15 protein-coding genes and 1 tRNA gene are annotated in these 14554 nt (G+C 73.6%); 9 read left to right on the top strand and 7 right to left on the bottom strand.

The annotated features are described in order from the left end of the window. Positions 1–255 precede the first annotated feature (255 nt). A complete protein-coding gene (locus AB0K51_RS16595) occupies positions 256–1383 on the top strand; it encodes a serine hydrolase domain-containing protein (RefSeq protein ID WP_363455196.1) in 1128 nt (375 codons plus the stop codon). Further along, the gene (locus AB0K51_RS16590; protein ID WP_363455193.1) at positions 1380–1931 is read left to right on the top strand and encodes a hypothetical protein; all 552 of its coding nucleotides are present in this window, start codon (positions 1380–1382) and stop codon (positions 1929–1931) included. Before AB0K51_RS16595 ends, AB0K51_RS16590 begins: the two co-directional genes overlap by 4 nt. Before the next feature lie 4 nt (positions 1932–1935). Here AB0K51_RS16590 and AB0K51_RS16585 read toward each other — a convergent pair whose 3' ends face one another. The 3 genes from AB0K51_RS16585 to AB0K51_RS16575 all read right to left on the bottom strand — a co-directional run bounded on the left by AB0K51_RS16585 (position 1936) and on the right by AB0K51_RS16575 (position 5401). Continuing rightward, complete coding sequence (locus AB0K51_RS16585; RefSeq protein ID WP_363455190.1) at positions 1936–2841, bottom strand: YhjD/YihY/BrkB family envelope integrity protein; 906 nt, start codon at positions 2839–2841, stop codon at positions 1936–1938. A 64-nt stretch (positions 2842–2905) separates the two neighbouring features. After that, positions 2906–3667 (bottom strand): polyprenol monophosphomannose synthase, encoded by a 762-nt coding sequence (locus AB0K51_RS16580; protein WP_363455187.1) that lies wholly within the window; start codon positions 3665–3667, stop codon positions 2906–2908. A gap of 15 nt (positions 3668–3682) precedes the next feature. Further along, on the bottom strand, positions 3683–5401 hold the full coding sequence (locus AB0K51_RS16575; protein WP_363455184.1) for a glycosyltransferase family 39 protein: 1719 nt from the start codon (positions 5399–5401) through the stop codon (positions 3683–3685). Positions 5402–5613: 212 nt separating this feature from the next. On the opposite strand from AB0K51_RS16575, the gene AB0K51_RS16570 reads away from it, so the two are divergent. From AB0K51_RS16570 to AB0K51_RS16555, 4 genes are all read left to right on the top strand, one after another. Next, positions 5614–5686: transfer RNA gene (locus AB0K51_RS16570), tRNA-Arg, on the top strand. A gap of 344 nt (positions 5687–6030) precedes the next feature. Further along, positions 6031–6789 carry a CPBP family intramembrane glutamic endopeptidase gene (locus tag AB0K51_RS16565; RefSeq protein ID WP_363455182.1) on the top strand — a complete coding sequence of 253 codons (759 nt, stop codon included), beginning with the start codon at positions 6031–6033 and terminating at the stop codon, positions 6787–6789. Between the two features lie 23 nt (positions 6790–6812). After that, positions 6813–8057, top strand: coding sequence for a histidine kinase (locus tag AB0K51_RS16560; protein ID WP_363455179.1), 1245 nt, complete (start codon positions 6813–6815; stop codon positions 8055–8057). Positions 8058–8061: 4 nt separating this feature from the next. Then, a complete protein-coding gene (locus AB0K51_RS16555; protein ID WP_363455176.1) occupies positions 8062–8751 on the top strand; it encodes a response regulator transcription factor in 690 nt (229 codons plus the stop codon). Positions 8752–8794: 43 nt separating this feature from the next. Here AB0K51_RS16555 and AB0K51_RS16550 read toward each other — a convergent pair whose 3' ends face one another. The 4 genes from AB0K51_RS16550 to AB0K51_RS16535 all read right to left on the bottom strand — a co-directional run bounded on the left by AB0K51_RS16550 (position 8795) and on the right by AB0K51_RS16535 (position 12569). Further along, on the bottom strand, positions 8795–9844 hold the full coding sequence (locus AB0K51_RS16550) for an Ig-like domain-containing protein (protein WP_363455173.1): 1050 nt from the start codon (positions 9842–9844) through the stop codon (positions 8795–8797). 267 nt (positions 9845–10111) lie between these two features. Then, a complete protein-coding gene (locus tag AB0K51_RS16545; protein ID WP_363455170.1) occupies positions 10112–10591 on the bottom strand; it encodes an ATP-binding protein in 480 nt (159 codons plus the stop codon). 230 nt (positions 10592–10821) lie between these two features. Further along, positions 10822–11631 carry an ABC transporter permease gene (locus tag AB0K51_RS16540; protein ID WP_363455168.1) on the bottom strand — a complete coding sequence of 270 codons (810 nt, stop codon included), beginning with the start codon at positions 11629–11631 and terminating at the stop codon, positions 10822–10824. Next, positions 11628–12569 carry an ABC transporter ATP-binding protein gene (locus AB0K51_RS16535; RefSeq protein WP_363455165.1) on the bottom strand — a complete coding sequence of 314 codons (942 nt, stop codon included), beginning with the start codon at positions 12567–12569 and terminating at the stop codon, positions 11628–11630. Before AB0K51_RS16535 ends, AB0K51_RS16540 begins: the two co-directional genes overlap by 4 nt. 280 nt (positions 12570–12849) lie before the next feature. Between AB0K51_RS16535 and AB0K51_RS16530 the strand changes: the two genes are divergently transcribed. The 3 genes from AB0K51_RS16530 to AB0K51_RS16520 all read left to right on the top strand — a co-directional run bounded on the left by AB0K51_RS16530 (position 12850) and on the right by AB0K51_RS16520 (position 14490). Continuing rightward, a complete protein-coding gene (locus AB0K51_RS16530) occupies positions 12850–13002 on the top strand; it encodes a hypothetical protein (protein ID WP_363455162.1) in 153 nt (50 codons plus the stop codon). A gap of 100 nt (positions 13003–13102) precedes the next feature. Continuing rightward, positions 13103–14344: a cytochrome P450 gene (locus AB0K51_RS16525; RefSeq protein WP_363455159.1), complete on the top strand. Its 1242-nt coding sequence runs from the start codon at positions 13103–13105 to the stop codon at positions 14342–14344. Next, the gene (locus AB0K51_RS16520) at positions 14341–14490 is read left to right on the top strand and encodes a hypothetical protein (protein WP_363455156.1); all 150 of its coding nucleotides are present in this window, start codon (positions 14341–14343) and stop codon (positions 14488–14490) included. The genes AB0K51_RS16525 and AB0K51_RS16520 overlap by 4 nt, the downstream gene beginning before the upstream one ends. The last annotated feature ends 64 nt before the right edge of the window (positions 14491–14554 follow it).

Below are 14554 nucleotides of genomic sequence, written 5' to 3'. Positions count from 1 at the left end.
CCGCACCCCGACCGCCCGCCCGGCGCGAGGAGTGCGGTTGCGCCCGCCCCGCGACACCGGCCCGGCAGGGGCGTCCCGAAAGCCGGGCGTCGCCCCGGTGGCACCAAGCCGGGCGTCGCCCCCGCCGGAGGCGCCTTCGTCGTCACCCCCGCAGATGCCCCGCGGCAGCGGCACCCTCTCCCCGAAATCCGTTCGCCGCTCCGCCGGAGGCTCGCCTAGCGTGGGGCGGTTCGGTTCGGTGAGAGGGGCGGGGTCGTGCAGGGGTCGGTCGAGGGTGGGTTCGGGGCCGTCGCGGAGGTGTTCGCGCGGAACTTCGAGGAGTTCGCCGAGCTGGGGGCGGCGGTGACCGTGTTCCACGGCGGTCGCAAGGTCGTCGAGCTGTACGGCGGGGTCGCGGACGAGACCACGGGCCGCCCCTGGACGGTGGACACCGTGGTGCCGGTGTTCTCGTGCGCCAAGGGCGCGGTGAGCGTGGCCGCGCTGCTGCTGGCGCAGCGCGGGCTGCTGGACCTGGACGCCCCGGTCGCCACGTACTGGCCGGAGTTCGCGGCGGAGGGCAAGGCCGCGGTCACCACCCGGATGGTGCTGTCGCACCGGGCGGGCATCCCGGTGCTGGACCGGACCCCTGCGTTCGAGGAGATCGCCGCCTGGACCCCGGTGGTGCGGGCGGTCGAGGCACAGCGTCCGCTCTGGGAGCCTGGCACGGCGCACGAGTACCACGGGCACGTCTTCGGGTTCGTGGTCGGCGAGGTGGTCCGCCGGATCACCGGGCTGACGATCGGCCGGTTCCTCCGGACGGAGATCACCGAGGCGCTCGGCCTGCCGCTGTGGATCGGCCTGCCGGCGGAGGAACTGCCGCGGCTGGCGCCGCTCGCGGAGGCACCGGGCCGACCGCCGATGCCGGGCCCCGAGCACCTGCTGACCCGGATCGTCACCATGAACGGCGCGCTGGCCTTCCCGGGCCTGGACGAGCCGCACGGGTGGAACGACCCGGCGCTGCACGCGATGGAGCTCCCGGGGGCGGGCGCGGTGGCCTCGGCGACCGGCCTGGCGGGCCTCTACGCGGCGGCGGCGACCGGTCTGGACGGCGGGGCCCCGCTGCTGTCCGCGGAGACCCTCGGCGACGCCCTGCGCGAGCAGACGTCCGGCGCCGGCTTCCTGCGCTTCGACGCGGGCGCCCGCTGGGGCTCCGGCGTGCTGCTGGACTCCGGGTTCCGCCCGATGCTCGGCGCCCGGTCGTTCGGCAACGACGGCGCGGGCGGCCAGTTCGCCTTCGCCGACGACGCGCACGGCGTCGCGTTCGCGTACACCGCCAACCGCATGATCGGCCACGGCGACGCCCGGGCCGCCCGCCTCGTCGACGCCCTGCGCGGCTGCCTGTGACCGCGCCGTCCGTCCTGCCGGGCCTGGTCGACCTGGCTGCCACCGGGGCCTTCGGCGAGCTGCGGATGGACGCCTCGCTGCCGGAGCTGGTCCGGCTGCTGGGGCGGCCCTGGGACGGTGGCCGGGCCTCGAAGCAGCACCGCTGGCCGCACTACTTCGGCTGGGGCGACGCCGAGACGGAGTTCTGCCGCTGCCGGCGGCTGCGTTCGCTCTGCCTGCAGGTGTGGCGTTCGGAGCTGGAACTGCCGCTGCCCGGCGGCGGCGTGCGTCCGGTGGACGGGCGGGTCACCGAGTCGGCGCTGACGGCCGCTTTGACCGCGGCGGGCTGCCGGTGGGAGACGGTGGTCCACGGCTCGCTGACCGACCAGCGCACCCTGCGGGTGGCCCGGGGCACCTCCCGGGTGGACTTCGTCCTGGTCGACCGGGAGGCGTACGACGAGCCGGTGCTGGACGACTGGCTGCTGGCCAAGGCGGGGCTGTGGGAGCACCGCGAGCCGTTCCACGCGTGCGGCGAGGCGCCCTCGCCCGACGACGGGTGGGGTGCCTGACGGGTCACCAGGCGCCGCGTTCGGTGCGGGTGCCGAGGTAGCGGGCGACGGGGGGCTCCTCGGAGATGACGCGGCCGAGGACCAGGGCCAGGGTGATGGCGGTGAACAGCACGATCAGCCAGGACAGGCAGGTGAAGACCACGCCGTAGGGGCCGAACTGGTTCACCGAGGTGGTCATCGCGTGCGGCAGGTACACCTTGGAGGCGATGCCCAGGCCCACCTCGGCGATGCCGCACAGGGCGGCCCCGGGGAGCAGCGGGTACCAGCGGATGCGGGCCCCGAGCAGCAGGTGCTGGGTCCACCACCAGACGCCGGTGGAGGCCAGGAACTCCAGCGGGATGCCGAGCCACAGGCCCGCGCCGAAGCCGTGGCGCAGCGGGACCTGGATGACCAGGAAGACCAGCCAGCCGAGCAGCCACACCACCCAGCGCCAGAGGGCGAGTCGGGCACCGGTCTTGGGCATCTCCCAGGCGCGTTCGCAGACCCGTTGCAGGGCCCGGCTCAGCGCGGTCGCCGAGGCCAGCGTGACCAGCACGCCGATCGCGCCGAAGCTCTGCGACGCGGTGTCGTGCTGAGTGCTCATCAGCTGCTGGACCTGCTGCTGGGCCGGTCCGTGCAGGCCGAGCTGCTCGCGCAGCGAGCCGGTGATGCTGTGCTTGATGGTCGCGGGGGCGAAGATCGCGACCACGAACAGTGCGGGCAGGGCGCTGAGGAAGGCCTGGGCGGCGAGCCGGGTGGCGTTGTCGAGCAGGTTGACCCGGATCAGGTTGCTGAGGGCGCGGCCGACCAGCGGGATCCGCTCGGGAGCGCCCTTGGCCGACTCGGCGACCTTGGCGGCCCGTGCCCTGGCGCCGGACCACCGCTTGGGCTGCCGTCCGGGCTCCTCTGCGCGATGCAGTGACTCTGTCACGGCGAAACCTCCGGTGGCCGGCTACCTCCATGGTGACTCGGCCGCCGGAGGGTCGGGGGTGCCGCTACTTCTTCCGGGTGAGGCGCGCCACCCGGTCGGCGACGCCCCACGCGGTGACCCGCCAGAGCGCCTCGACGACGATGTTGCGGCTCATCTTGGAGGCGCCGTGCTCGCGCTCCACGAAGGTGATCGGCACCTCGGCGACCTTGAAGCCGGCCTTCACGGTGCGCCACGCCAGGTCGACCTGGAAGCAGTAGCCCTGCGAGGCGACCTGGTCCATGCCGAGGCCGAGCAGGGTCTCCTTGCGGAACGCCCGGTAGCCGCCGGTGACGTCGCGGATCGGCACGCCGAGCATCAGCCGGGAGTAGGTGGAGCCGCCCTTGGAGAGCAGCAGCCGCGACTTCGGCCAGTTCACCACCGCGCCGCCGGGCACCCAGCGGGAGCCCAGCACCAGGTCGGCCCCGTGCAGCGCGGTCAGCAGCCGGGGCAGTTCCTCCGGCTGGTGGGAGCCGTCGGCGTCCATCTCGACCAGCACGTCGTAGCCGTGCTCGATGCCCCACGTGAACCCGGCCAGGTAGGCCGCGCCGAGGCCCTCCTTGCCCTTGCGGTGCAGCACCCTGACGTGGTCGTCGTCGGCGGCCAGCTGGTCGGCGAGCTTGCCGGTGCCGTCCGGGCTGTTGTCGTCCGCGACCAGGACGTGGGCCTCGGGGACGGCGGCGCGGGCGCGCGAGACGATCGTCTCGACGTTCTCGGCCTCGTTGTAGGTCGGGATGATCACCAGGATCCTGCCCAGACCGGCGAACGGGGTCTCCGGGGTGGTGGTCACGGTGTGCCTTTCAGGTCAGTGGCTGCGGACCAGCAGGGAGACGGTCAGTCCGGTGACGCGCTCGGTCCGCGCGATCGTGAAGGTGGACTTGAAGGCGCTGGTCTGCTGCGGGGTGAAGCCCTGGTAGATGTCCGGGCCGCTGTCGACATTGATGAGCCACAGCCGCTGGTGGTTCCCGAACGCGGTCTGCGGGGTGGGGGTCTCGAGCGGGAACAGGTCGTCGCGCTCGATCGCGGTGCGGTAGACGAAGACCTGCGCCGGGGCGGACTTCGCGTCGCGCAGGTAGTAGTTGAGCGAGGGGCCGACCATCGCCCACCAGTAGTCGGCGGAGACCGCGACCATCGCGTCGCCCGGCTGGTGGCCGGCCAGTATCAGGTCGGCGGCGCCCTCGAAGTCGGTCACGTTGTGCGAGGCCGCGGTGCGCTGGACGTGCTGCCCGTCGCTGACCAGGTACCAGCAGCGCGCCGACAGGCCGGCCAGCAGTACCAGGGCCAGCCCGGCCGACATCAGCAGCCGGGTCCGGGCGGCCGCGCCCGGCGCCAGCCCACGGAAGGCCCGCACCAGCAGCCGGTGCACGGCGCCCACCCCGCCGCCCGCGGCCGTGACGCAGGCCGGGACGACGAACAGTAGGTACCGGTTGAGGAAGTACGAGGTCTCGCCCAGCGACATCTGGTAGACCGCCAGCACCGGCAGCGCCGCCAGCAGCACCGTGCCCAGCGCCGCCAGCCGGCGGCCGGGCAGCAGCACGGCGAGCAGCACCAGCACCGCCACCAGGTGGACCAGGCGCGGACTGGTGAACAGGTCCTCGGCGACGTGGCGCAGCGACCCGGCGTCCGGGTGCGGCAGCCAGCCGAGCTGGCGGCCGGTCTGCGACTGCCCGAGCCGCATCAGCGGGATCAGCACCGCGACGGCCAGCGCGGCGGTCAGCGGGAACTGCCACGCCAGCTTCCACCGCACCTGGCGGGCGGGGCGCTCGGCCGGGGCCGCGATGTCGCGCTGCTCCTGTTCCTGCCCCTGTCCCTGTTCCTGGGCTGGGTGGGCTTCCTGGGCTGCGGGGGCTTCCTGGGGTGCTTCGGCTTCCCGGGCTGCCTCGGCGCGGGTGGGGCCGAGGGCGTCGGGGCGCCAGATCGCCAGGGCGACCAGGGCGGCCTGCCCGGCCAGGCCGGCCAGCGAGACCAGGTGCGCCGCGCCCGCGATCGCGGTGACCGCGCCGAACGCCGTCCAGCGGGCGAGGGTCGGACGCTCCAGGGCGCGCAGCAGCAGCCAGGTCGCGGCGGCGGCCGCGCAGGTGACCAGGGCGTAGGCGCGGATCTCCTGGGCGTACCGGGAGACGATCGGGGTGACGGCGAACAGCAGGCCGGCGGCGAGACCGGCGGTGTCACTGCGGAACAGCTTGCGGGCGGCGAGCGCGGTGAACGCCGCGGCGCCCGCCATGGCCAGGGCGGAGAGCGAGCGCAGCGCGGTCGGCGAGTCGCCGAACAGGTCGATCCAGTAGTGCAGGACGAAGTAGTAGAAGCCGGAGCTGGCGTCCACGTTCTGCAGCATGTCGTACAGCTGCGAGGGGCTGCGCTCGGCCGCCACCCAGCTGGCGACCTCGTCACGCCACAGCTCGGGATTGCCGATCCTCCACAGGCCTGCCAGCAGGGTCACCACCGCGGGTATCGCCCACACCGCGCCCGTGCTCAGCAGACGGCGCTCGTGCACCGTGATCCCCCCGCCCTCGCCGACAGCCATTGGGTCAGGATAAGGGATCTTCGAACACCCGACTTCCCGGCCTCCACAAGGTCCGTTCGAGCCCGCCGGGCCCGCTGCCCCACCGACCGCCGCGCCGCCGTCCGTGACCTGACCTGGACGGCTGATCCCGAATCAGACGACCGCCCCGACGAACCGATCCGCTACCCTGTCTGAAGTCGGGAGCCGCGCCAGCGCCCTCCCGGTGCACTCCCGCCTCAGTAGCTCAGGGGATAGAGCACGGCTCTCCTAAAGCCGGTGTCGCAGGTTCGATTCCTGTCTGGGGCACAGCAACGGAACACAGCGAAGGCCCGGTTCAGCGGATGAGATCCCGCCGAACCGGGCCTTCGTGGTTCTCGGCCGCTGCCCCTTGCGTGCCCGGGCGAACCGGCATCCCCCGGGAGAGCTACCCGGATCGTCCGCGCTCGGGTGATTCGCTGCGGGGGCGGGATTCCTAGCGTTGTGGTCGGGGTCGCCGACGGGGTGGCCACTGTCCCGGGGAGGCCGTCATGGACGCCACGTCCGTCGAACACCGCAGTGCAACGACCGGACCGCCGGAGGGGGAGAACCGTCCGGGCAGGGGCCGTCTCGGGCGGTTCGTTCGCCACCCGCTGGGGTGGATGGTGACCGGGATGGTCGCCGTCGCCCTCGTCACCGGCGTGACCGCGGGTGCTCCGGGTCCGCTGCCGCTGGTGGGTGCGGCCGCCTCGGTGCTGGTGTACCGCGTGGTGATGCACCGTCTCGCCGGGCGGGAGACCCCGGAGATCGACCGTCGGGGCGCCCGGCGGGAGTTCCTGCTCGGCAGCGGCCTCGGCCTCGGCTTCGTGCTCGTCTCGGCCCTGTTGATCACGGCGTTCGGCGGCTACTCCTTCTCCTGGGCGGACGGCGACGCGCTGTCCCTGGTGACCTCCGCCGTCATCGTGGCGGGCGGGGCGGCGGTGGCGGAGGAGCTGATGTTCCGCGGGCTGGCCCTGCAAGCGCTGGAGCAGCGGTTCGGCAGCCGGGTGGGCCTGGTGGTGCCCGCACTGTTCTTCGGCCTGTCGCACCTGGCCAACCCGGGAGCCTCGCCGTGGAGCGCGCTGGCGATCGCCCTGGAGGCCGGTGGGCTGCTCGGAGCGGCCTTCCTGTGGCGGCGTAGCATCTGGTTCGTCGTGGGGCTGCACTTCGCCTGGAACGGCGCCGAGCAGTTGCTCGGCATCCCGGTCTCGGGCCACCCCGTCGAGGGCGTGCTGACCGCGAAGGTCGACGGCCCGGCACTGCTGAACGGCGGGGTCTTCGGCCTGGAGACCTCGATCGTGCCCGTCGTGATCGGCGTACTGCTCGCCGTCCCGATGCTGGTCCTCGCCCGGCGACGGGGCGGCCTGGTGTCCGGGCGCCGCGCCCGGCGATGACGCCCGGACCGGAGGAGTCGGACGTGGAGTTCGTCCCGCAGGCGGCCCGGAGGAACCCGTTCCTCCGGGCGCCGCGCGACCGGTGGGCGGGGCTGGGCACCGCCGCGCAGGACGGCGTCCTCGCGATGGCGGTCACCCTGCTGGCCTTCGTGCCCGCACTGGCGAACCTCGGCGCGCAGCTCGGTGACCTGCCGAAGCGGCCGGCCGACGCGCTGAGCATCGCCCTGACCCTCGCCCAGACCCTGCCGCTGGCCGTTCGCCGGCGGCGGCCGGCCGCCTGCCTCGCGGTGGTGGGCGCGGCGTTCGCCGCGCACCAGGCGCTGGGCTTTCCGACCACGCTCGGGAGCTGGGGGCTCTACCTGGCGCTGTACGCCGTCGGGGCCCACCAGGTCCGGTTCCGGCGCCCGTTGGCGGCCGCGGCGATTGCGGCCTACGGCGGGCTGGCCGTCACGCTGCACGGCCTCGGCTCGCCATTGGGCTTCGCGGACTTCGCGGCGTTCTCCCTGGGCCTCGCCCTGTTCTGGCAGATCGGACGTGCGATGCGCAGGCGGCGGGTGGAGGAGACCGAGCGGCGGCGGCTCGCGGCCGAGGTCGCCACGGCCACCGAACGGGCCAGGATCGCACGGGAGTTGCACGATGTGGTGACCCATCACGTGACGGCCATGGTGGTCCAGGCGGACGCCGCCCAGTTCGTCCTCCCCGCCGCGCCCGAGCGGGCCGCCGAGGCACTCGACGCGGTCAGTGACACCGGCCGCAGGGCGCTGACCGAGCTGCGCTCGCTGCTCGGCGTCCTGGAGGCGACCGGCGACCGGGCCCGCAGCGAGGCGGTCGGCGCCGACGGGGGGCCGACCCTGGGCCGGATCGTCGACCTGGTCGAACGCGCCCGGCTGTCGGGCCAGTCCGTCGACATCACCGAGCAGGGCACGCAGGCCCGACGGTCCGTGGACGTCGAGCTGGCCGCCTACCGGGTGGTCCAGGAGGCGCTCACCAACGCGATGAAGCACGCGGCCGGACAGCGCACCGCCGTCGTGGTCCGGCACGGCGCGGCGGACATCGGCATCGACGTGATCACCGAGGGCCCCGCAGGCCCTGCCGGACCCGCAGGCCCCGCCGGCTCCGCCGCGGCCGCGCTCCCCTCCGGGGGACGCGGACTGACCGGGCTGCGCGAACGGCTGCGCCTGGTCGGTGGTGAACTGGTCGCCGGTGCACGGCCCGACGGAGGTTTCCGGGTCAGCGCGACGATCCCGTCCGAACCCCTGCAGGAGTGACCCCATGAGCGAAGCGCCGCCGCCGATCCGGGTGCTCGTCTGCGACGACCAGGCCCTGGTACGCACCGGCTACGTCACCATCTTCGACGCCCAGCCCGACCTGGAGGTCGTCGGCGAGGCCGAGAACGGGCACGAGGCGGTGGAGGCCGCTCGGCGGCTGCGCCCCGACGTGGTCGTGATGGACATCCGGATGCCGCTGGTCGACGGCATCGAGGCCACCAGGCGGCTGGCCGGGCCCGACGCCGTCGAACCGCCGAAGGTGCTGGTGGTCACCACCTTCAACGTGGACGCCTACGTGTACGACGCGTTCAAGGCCGGTGCCAGCGGCTTCCTCCTCAAGGACGCCCGCCCGGCCGAGCTGGTGGCGGGCATCCGCACCGTCGCCCGCGGCGAGGCCCTGCTCGCCCCCTCCGTCACCCGCGAACTCATCGGGCACTTCGCCGAACGGCTGCGGCCGGCCGACACCGCCCAGCCGGCCAGGGACCTGGTCCGGGCGCTGACGCCGCGTGAGCACGAGGTGCTCCGGCTGATCGCCGAGGGCCTGTCGAACGCGGAGATCGCCGCCGCGCTGGTCATCGCGCCCGAGACGGTCAAGACCTACGTCTCACGGATCCTGGCCAAGCTCGGCCTGCGCGACCGGGTCCAGGCGGTGGTGCTCGCCTACCGGACCGGGCTGGTGACCGGGGCCCGCTGAGCCGTGGCCGCCAGGTCCGGTCGGCACCCCGTCGCGGGCGGGGTCACCACTGGGACCAGGGCACGGTCCAGCCGCTGAGGCCGTTGCCGGGGTCGAGGGGCTGCTTCTTGACGGAGTTCCGGATGATGACGACGTCGCCGACGAGGGAGGCGGCGTAGACCTTGCCGGCGGGGGAGTCGTCGTCGCCCTCCGGGGTGTCGGCCATCCCGATGCAGCCGTGGCTGATGTTGGCGTGGCCGGCGACGCCGCGGGCCTGCGGGTTGCCGTGGAGGTAGGTGCCGGTGCTGGTGAGGCGCATCGCGTGCGGCTCGACCGCGTCGTAGCCCTCGCCGACGAGGTTGGTCTGGCCCCGGGAGGTCATCTTCTCCATGCGGCTCTTGGCCGAGATGGTCATGGTGCCGTTCCAGGAGGGGTTGTCGTCGGTGCCGGCGACGATCGGGATGGTCTGGTCGGGCTTGCCGTCCTCCTTGACCACCATCTGGTGGGTGCGGGCGTCGACCTCGCTGATCCTGGAGCGGGCGACGGTGAAGTTCTCGTCGCGCTGGGTCGCGCCGTACACGCCCGGGGCGAGTTCCACGCTCCTGGTGCGCAGGTGGACCTTCACCTCGGTGCCCGGCTTCCAGTACGCGGCGGGGCGCAGGTCGAGCCGGGTGTCGTCGTCGAACCAGTGGCCCTTGACCTGGGTGCCGTCCGAGGCCTCGACGACGACGGCCTGCTCGGCTTCCTTCTTGTTCTTGACCTTCGTGCCGAAGTCGACCGAGATGATCATGCCGACGCCGAACTGCTTCCCGGTCACCACGTTGTCCTCGACCTTGACGGTCTTCTTGGGGGTGAGGGTGGTGAAGGTGCTGGTGGCGGTCGCGGTCACGCCGTCCGCGTCGGTGGCGGTGGCGTTCACGCGGTAGGTCGCGCCGACCGAGACGCCGCCCGCGGCCGGGACCCAGCTGAGGCCGTCCGCGGCGATCGCGCCCTCGACCGCCTTGCCGTCCTGGTCGGTGACGGTGACCGCGGTCAGCCTGCCGGTCGCCACCGAGACCTTGACCGCGCCCGGTGCCACGTCCTTCGCGCCGTCCCCGGGCTCGATCGACAGCACGGCCGCGGACGTCCTCGGCGAAGCGCTCTGCCCTGCGACGGCACCGGCACCGCCACCACCCCCACCCGCGCTCGCAGCACCGCCCCCGCCGCCACCCGTGCACGCGGCCAGCAGCAGGACCCCGCTCAACACCGCACCCGTCATCGATATCCGCCGCACGACGGACCCCCCTCCATCGGATCTTCCGGAAGGTACACGCACCAACGGGTCTGCGGGGTTTCAGTCGTGGGCCTCGAACAGTGTCACGAATCGGTACGGCGGGCGGGGTCAGCAGCAGTGGTCGGTCGGGAGTGGGGAGGCGGGGAGGTAAGGCTGGTCGGGGTCGACCCGTGGGGGTGCGCCGTGGGTGGGCGGGGTGTCGGCGTCGGCGAGGAGTTCGGCCCAGACGACCTTGCCGCCGGGGGAGACGGGGTAGTAGCCCCAGCGGGTGGAGAGTTCACCGACGATGTGCAGGCCGCGGCCGCCGGTGGCGTCGGGGGCGGCGCGGCGCGGGCGGGGCGGACGCGGGTCGTGGTCGCCGACCTGGACCAGCAGGGCGGGGCCGCACAGGGCGAGCGTCAGGGTGAAGCCGTCGCGGTCGTCGCGGTCGTCGCGGTCGGTGCGGTGGCGGATCGCGTTGGTCGCCAGCTCGGAGACCACCAGCCGTGCTGCGTCGGAGAGTTCCGCGTCGGCCCGCCAGCACTGCAGTACCTGCGCGGTGTGCCGGCGGGCGCCGGCGATCGCGTCCGGGGTGGTGTCGAGTGTCAACAGACTTAGCTGCGAGCGGTCTTGGGGCATCCCGGGGCCTCCCGACGTCTTCCGTACGGGTGCCCGCCGACGGCAGGAGAGGGCCCGCACCGACCAGCCTCCCTCCGGACGCCGACGGCCCGCCACGGCCGGAGGTCCCGTCGGGGACGGGCACTACGGGCCGGGCGGGCCGGTCGAAGGGTGGCGAAAGGGGGGCGGCAGAACGCGGCCGGGCAGCGGCTGAGCAGGTGTCAGCCGCGGCGCGGCTCCCAGCGCAGCAGGCGGCGGGAGAGCATCGCGGCGGCGGCCAGCCAGGCGGCGAGCAGCAGCAGCGACGGCCCGGCGGAGGCCCAGCCGTGCGGCAGGTCGAGCACCGGCAGCGGGCCGCCGCTCCAGCTCTCGCCGCCGAACTCGCGGCCGAACCAGGCGGTGCGCAGGCTCTCGATCACCGGCGAGAGCGGTAGCGCGTGGGCCGGGCCGCGCAGCCAGTCCGGCAGGGCGGTGAGCGGGGTGAAGACGCCCGCGCCGAACATGCACAGCACCAGGACCGGCGTGGCCACCAGCGGCGCCGACTCGGTCGACGGCGTCACCCCCGACAGCGCCACCGCCAGCACCGAGAACAGCAGGTAGCCGCCGAGCAGGGTGAGCAGCAGCAGCGCCGGGTCGGCGGGCAGCGGCGCGCCGAACCAGCCGACCGCGACCCCGCCCAGCACCAGCGCCTGGATCAGCACCACCACCGCGCCCGCGCCGAGCTGCCCGGCGAAGATCGCGCTCGGCGGCACCTCGGTTCCGCGCAGCCGCTTCAGCACCAGCTCCTCGCGGCGCGCCACCACGCTGTTCAGCAGGTTGACGAACGAGGTCACCAGCGCCAGTCCGAGCAGCCCGACCGCCACGTACCCGGCGGCGTTCACCCCGCCGATCCGCTTGTCCCGCAGCGGCGCGGCGATCACCAGGTTGAGCAGCACCGGCAGCAGGAAGCCGATGAAGGTGGAGCGCCGGTTGCGCCAGAACACCTTCCAGGACAGGCCGAACTGGCCCCTGGCGTACGTGGTCCAGGTCATCGCACAGCCCCTTCGGTGGTGGTGGGGTGGCCGGCCAGCTCCAGGAAGACGTCCTCCAGCGAGCCGGACCGGACCTCCAGGCCGTCCAGTTCGACGCCCCGGTCGGCGGCCCAGGCGTGCAGGGCGGCCAGCGCGGGCGCCGAGCGCGGCACCCGGTACTCGGCCCGGCCGTCGGCGAACACCGGTGTGGCGCCGAGCAGTTGCGGCAGCGCGGCGGGCGGGCAGCCGGGCGGCACGGGCAGCGCGATCAGGTCGCCCCGGCCGGACAGCACCTCGGCCACGGTGCCGGCGGCGGCGATCACGCCGCGGTCCATGATGGCCACCCGGTCGGCCAACTGCTGGGCCTCCTCCAGGTAGTGGGTGGTCAGCACCACCGTGGTGCCGGCCGCCCGCAGTTCCTTGACCAGCCGCCAGGTGGTGCGCCGCGCCTCCGGGTCCATGCCGGTGGTCGGCTCGTCCAGGAAGAGCAGTTCCGGGTCGTTCAGCACCGCCAGCGCCAGGTCGAGCCGGCGGCGCTCGCCGCCGGAGAGCTGCCCGACCCGGGTGCCCGCCTTCGGCTCCAGTGCGACCCGGGCCAGCACCTCCGCGGTGGGCCGGGCGCCGGTGGTGAAGGAGCGCCAGCAGTCGACCGTCTCACGGACCGTCAGCTCCTTGAAGAAGCCGCCCTCCTGGAGCATCGTCCCGGTCCGCCGGCGCACCCGGGCGCCCGCGGTGTACGGGTCCAGGCCGAACACCCGCACCGTGCCGGAGCTCGCCGGGTGGTAGCCCTCCAGGACCTCCAGCGTGGTGGTCTTGCCCGCGCCGTTGGTCCCGAGCAGGGCGAAGAGTTCGCCGCGGGCGATCGAGAAGGAGATGCCGCGCACCGCCTCGTAGTCGCCGTAACTGCGCCGCAGATCCACTACCTCCACGGCCGGGGAATTCTCGGAAAGAGGTGTCATGAATGCAGCGTGACGGCTCCCGGCGTGAATCGGCAAGTAGCGTATCGGTGCAGGTCAGAGTATGTGCAAAATGTCATGGCGGGTGGTGACATTTACCTGCTCGAACATCTGACATCTCGTACTGCCCGGCATTCCCCGGACCGGTCATAGTTGAGACATCGCCGGAGAGCGGAACCGGAGAAAGCCGGGAAACCGGAAAGCCGGGAATGCGAATACCGGGGACCAGATGCGGTGACCGACCCGAGAAGCGGGTCGGTGCCCTGACCGGAGGGAGATCCCCATGGCCGAGAACGAGATCAACAAGGACGAGCAGTTCGACATCGAGGTCGAGGAGCTGGACACCGTCAACGGCGGCGTCTCCGTCTCCTCGCTGCTCTCCGCCGCCTGCCCGGTGTCGAGCTTCAGCTCGATCTCGAACAGCGCCGCCGAGTAATTCGGGTCCTGTGCGGGGGTGGTCCGCTCCGGCGGCCCACCCCCGCACCCCTCCCGGTCGGCCCCGACCGGCCCACCAACCCCCGTAAGGAGAGCCGGGCATGGACAGCCTCCGGCACGAGCTGACGCGGTTCATCCAGCAGCCCGCCGCTCAGCAGGACCCACCCGCGCTCTACCGCAGGCTGCTGGCCGAGGCACCCGTCCTGGACCTCGGCCCGTTGTACGTGGTCTCCGGCTACCAGGAGATCCTCACCGTCCTGATGAACCCCGGCACCGCCGTCGACCCGACCAGTGTCGGACTGCCCCGGGCGGGCAACACCGCCCTGCTGAAGGTGGTCAACCGGATGCTGCCGATGCGCGACGGCGACGACCACGGCCGGCTCAAGCGGCTGGCCACCGCCGCGTTCAGCCACCGCCGCCTGGAGCAGATGCGCGAACGCATCGAGACCACCGCCGCCCGGCTGCTCGCCCCGCTGCTGGACTCCGGCTCCTTCGAACTGGTCGCCGACCTCGCGGTGCCGCTGCCGGTCGCGGTCTCCTGCGCCATCCTCGACATCCCGGACACCGAGCACGACCGGATCACCGGCTGGGCCTCGCTGGTCGCCCGCGCGCTGCTCGACCCCTTCGGGGAGGGCGAGCAGGCCGCCGAACTGGACGCCGAGTTCGCCGAGTTCCGCGCCTACGTCGAGGAGCTGTGCGCCGAGCGGGCCGCCCGCCCCGGCGACGACCTGATCAGCAGGCTGACCGTCGCGCGGGCCGACGGCCGGCTCGACACCGAGGAACTGCTCGCCTTCGTGGTGATGCTCTTCGCCAACGGGTTGGAGACCCTGACCTCCGGACTCGCCCTCGCCGCCTGGGAGTTGATCCGCACCCCCGGCCTCGCCGCGCGGCTGCGCGCCGAACCCGCGCTCGCCGAGGCGGTCTTCGACGAGGCCCAGCGCCTCGGCAGCCCCGTCCGGGCCAGCGCCCGCGCGCTGACCCGCGACGTCGACCTCGGGTCCGCCGTGCTGCCCGCCGGCAGCGTCGCCATGCTGCTCTACGCCGCCGCCAACCGCGACCCGCGGCGCTTCCCCGACCCCGACCGCTTCGACGCCGCCCGCGCCGAACGCCACCACCTCGCCTTCGGTCACGGCCCGCACCACTGCCTCGGCGCCCCGCTCTCCCTGCTGGCCGGCGCCGCCGTGCTGCGCGGCCTCGCCGACGCGGGCACCGAGAGGGTGCTGAGCACCCCGCTGACCGAGGCCACCGCCCGCCGCCACGAACAGTTCGCCTTCGGCGGCGTCCGCGAGCTGCCGGTGCACTGCCCGCTGCGCGCCGATGCCCTCGTGGAGGTGGCGGCATGAAGAAGGTGATGGCACGTCAGGACGCTGCGTGGGCGGCGGAGAGCAGCCGGGGGATCGCGGGCGGGGAGCCCGTCGCGGCTGTTGCTGTGGCCGGGTTCGAGCTGCCGGTGCGTTCGGCCCGCGCCCTCGTGGGGGTGGCGGCATGAGCACGGTGACGGAACCTCAGGGTGCTGCGCAGGTCGCGGGCGGGGAGCCCGTTGGCGAGCGCTC

Source organism: Kitasatospora sp. NPDC049285 (assembly GCF_040678815.1).
Lineage (GTDB): Bacteria > Actinomycetota > Actinomycetes > Streptomycetales > Streptomycetaceae > Kitasatospora.
This window is presented reverse-complemented; position numbering and strand designations above follow the sequence as displayed.

What these genes read in the sequence shown, in the direction of transcription:
- AB0K51_RS16565 (WP_363455182.1), top strand. Translation starts at nt 6,031, where the DNA reads ATGGTCGCCGTCGCCCTCGTCACCGGCGTGACCGCGGGTGCTCCGGGT.
- AB0K51_RS16530 (WP_363455162.1), top strand. Translation starts at nt 12,850, where the DNA reads ATGGCCGAGAACGAGATCAACAAGGACGAGCAGTTCGACATCGAGGTC.
- AB0K51_RS16520 (WP_363455156.1), top strand. Translation starts at nt 14,341, where the DNA reads ATGAAGAAGGTGATGGCACGTCAGGACGCTGCGTGGGCGGCGGAGAGC.
- AB0K51_RS16575 (WP_363455184.1), bottom strand. Translation starts at nt 5,401, where the DNA reads ATGGCTGTCGGCGAGGGCGGGGGGATCACGGTGCACGAGCGCCGTCTG.
- AB0K51_RS16540 (WP_363455168.1), bottom strand. Translation starts at nt 11,631, where the DNA reads ATGACCTGGACCACGTACGCCAGGGGCCAGTTCGGCCTGTCCTGGAAG.
- AB0K51_RS16535 (WP_363455165.1), bottom strand. Translation starts at nt 12,569, where the DNA reads ATGACACCTCTTTCCGAGAATTCCCCGGCCGTGGAGGTAGTGGATCTG.
- AB0K51_RS16525 (WP_363455159.1), top strand. Translation starts at nt 13,103, where the DNA reads ATGGACAGCCTCCGGCACGAGCTGACGCGGTTCATCCAGCAGCCCGCC.
- AB0K51_RS16555 (WP_363455176.1), top strand. Translation starts at nt 8,062, where the DNA reads ATGAGCGAAGCGCCGCCGCCGATCCGGGTGCTCGTCTGCGACGACCAG.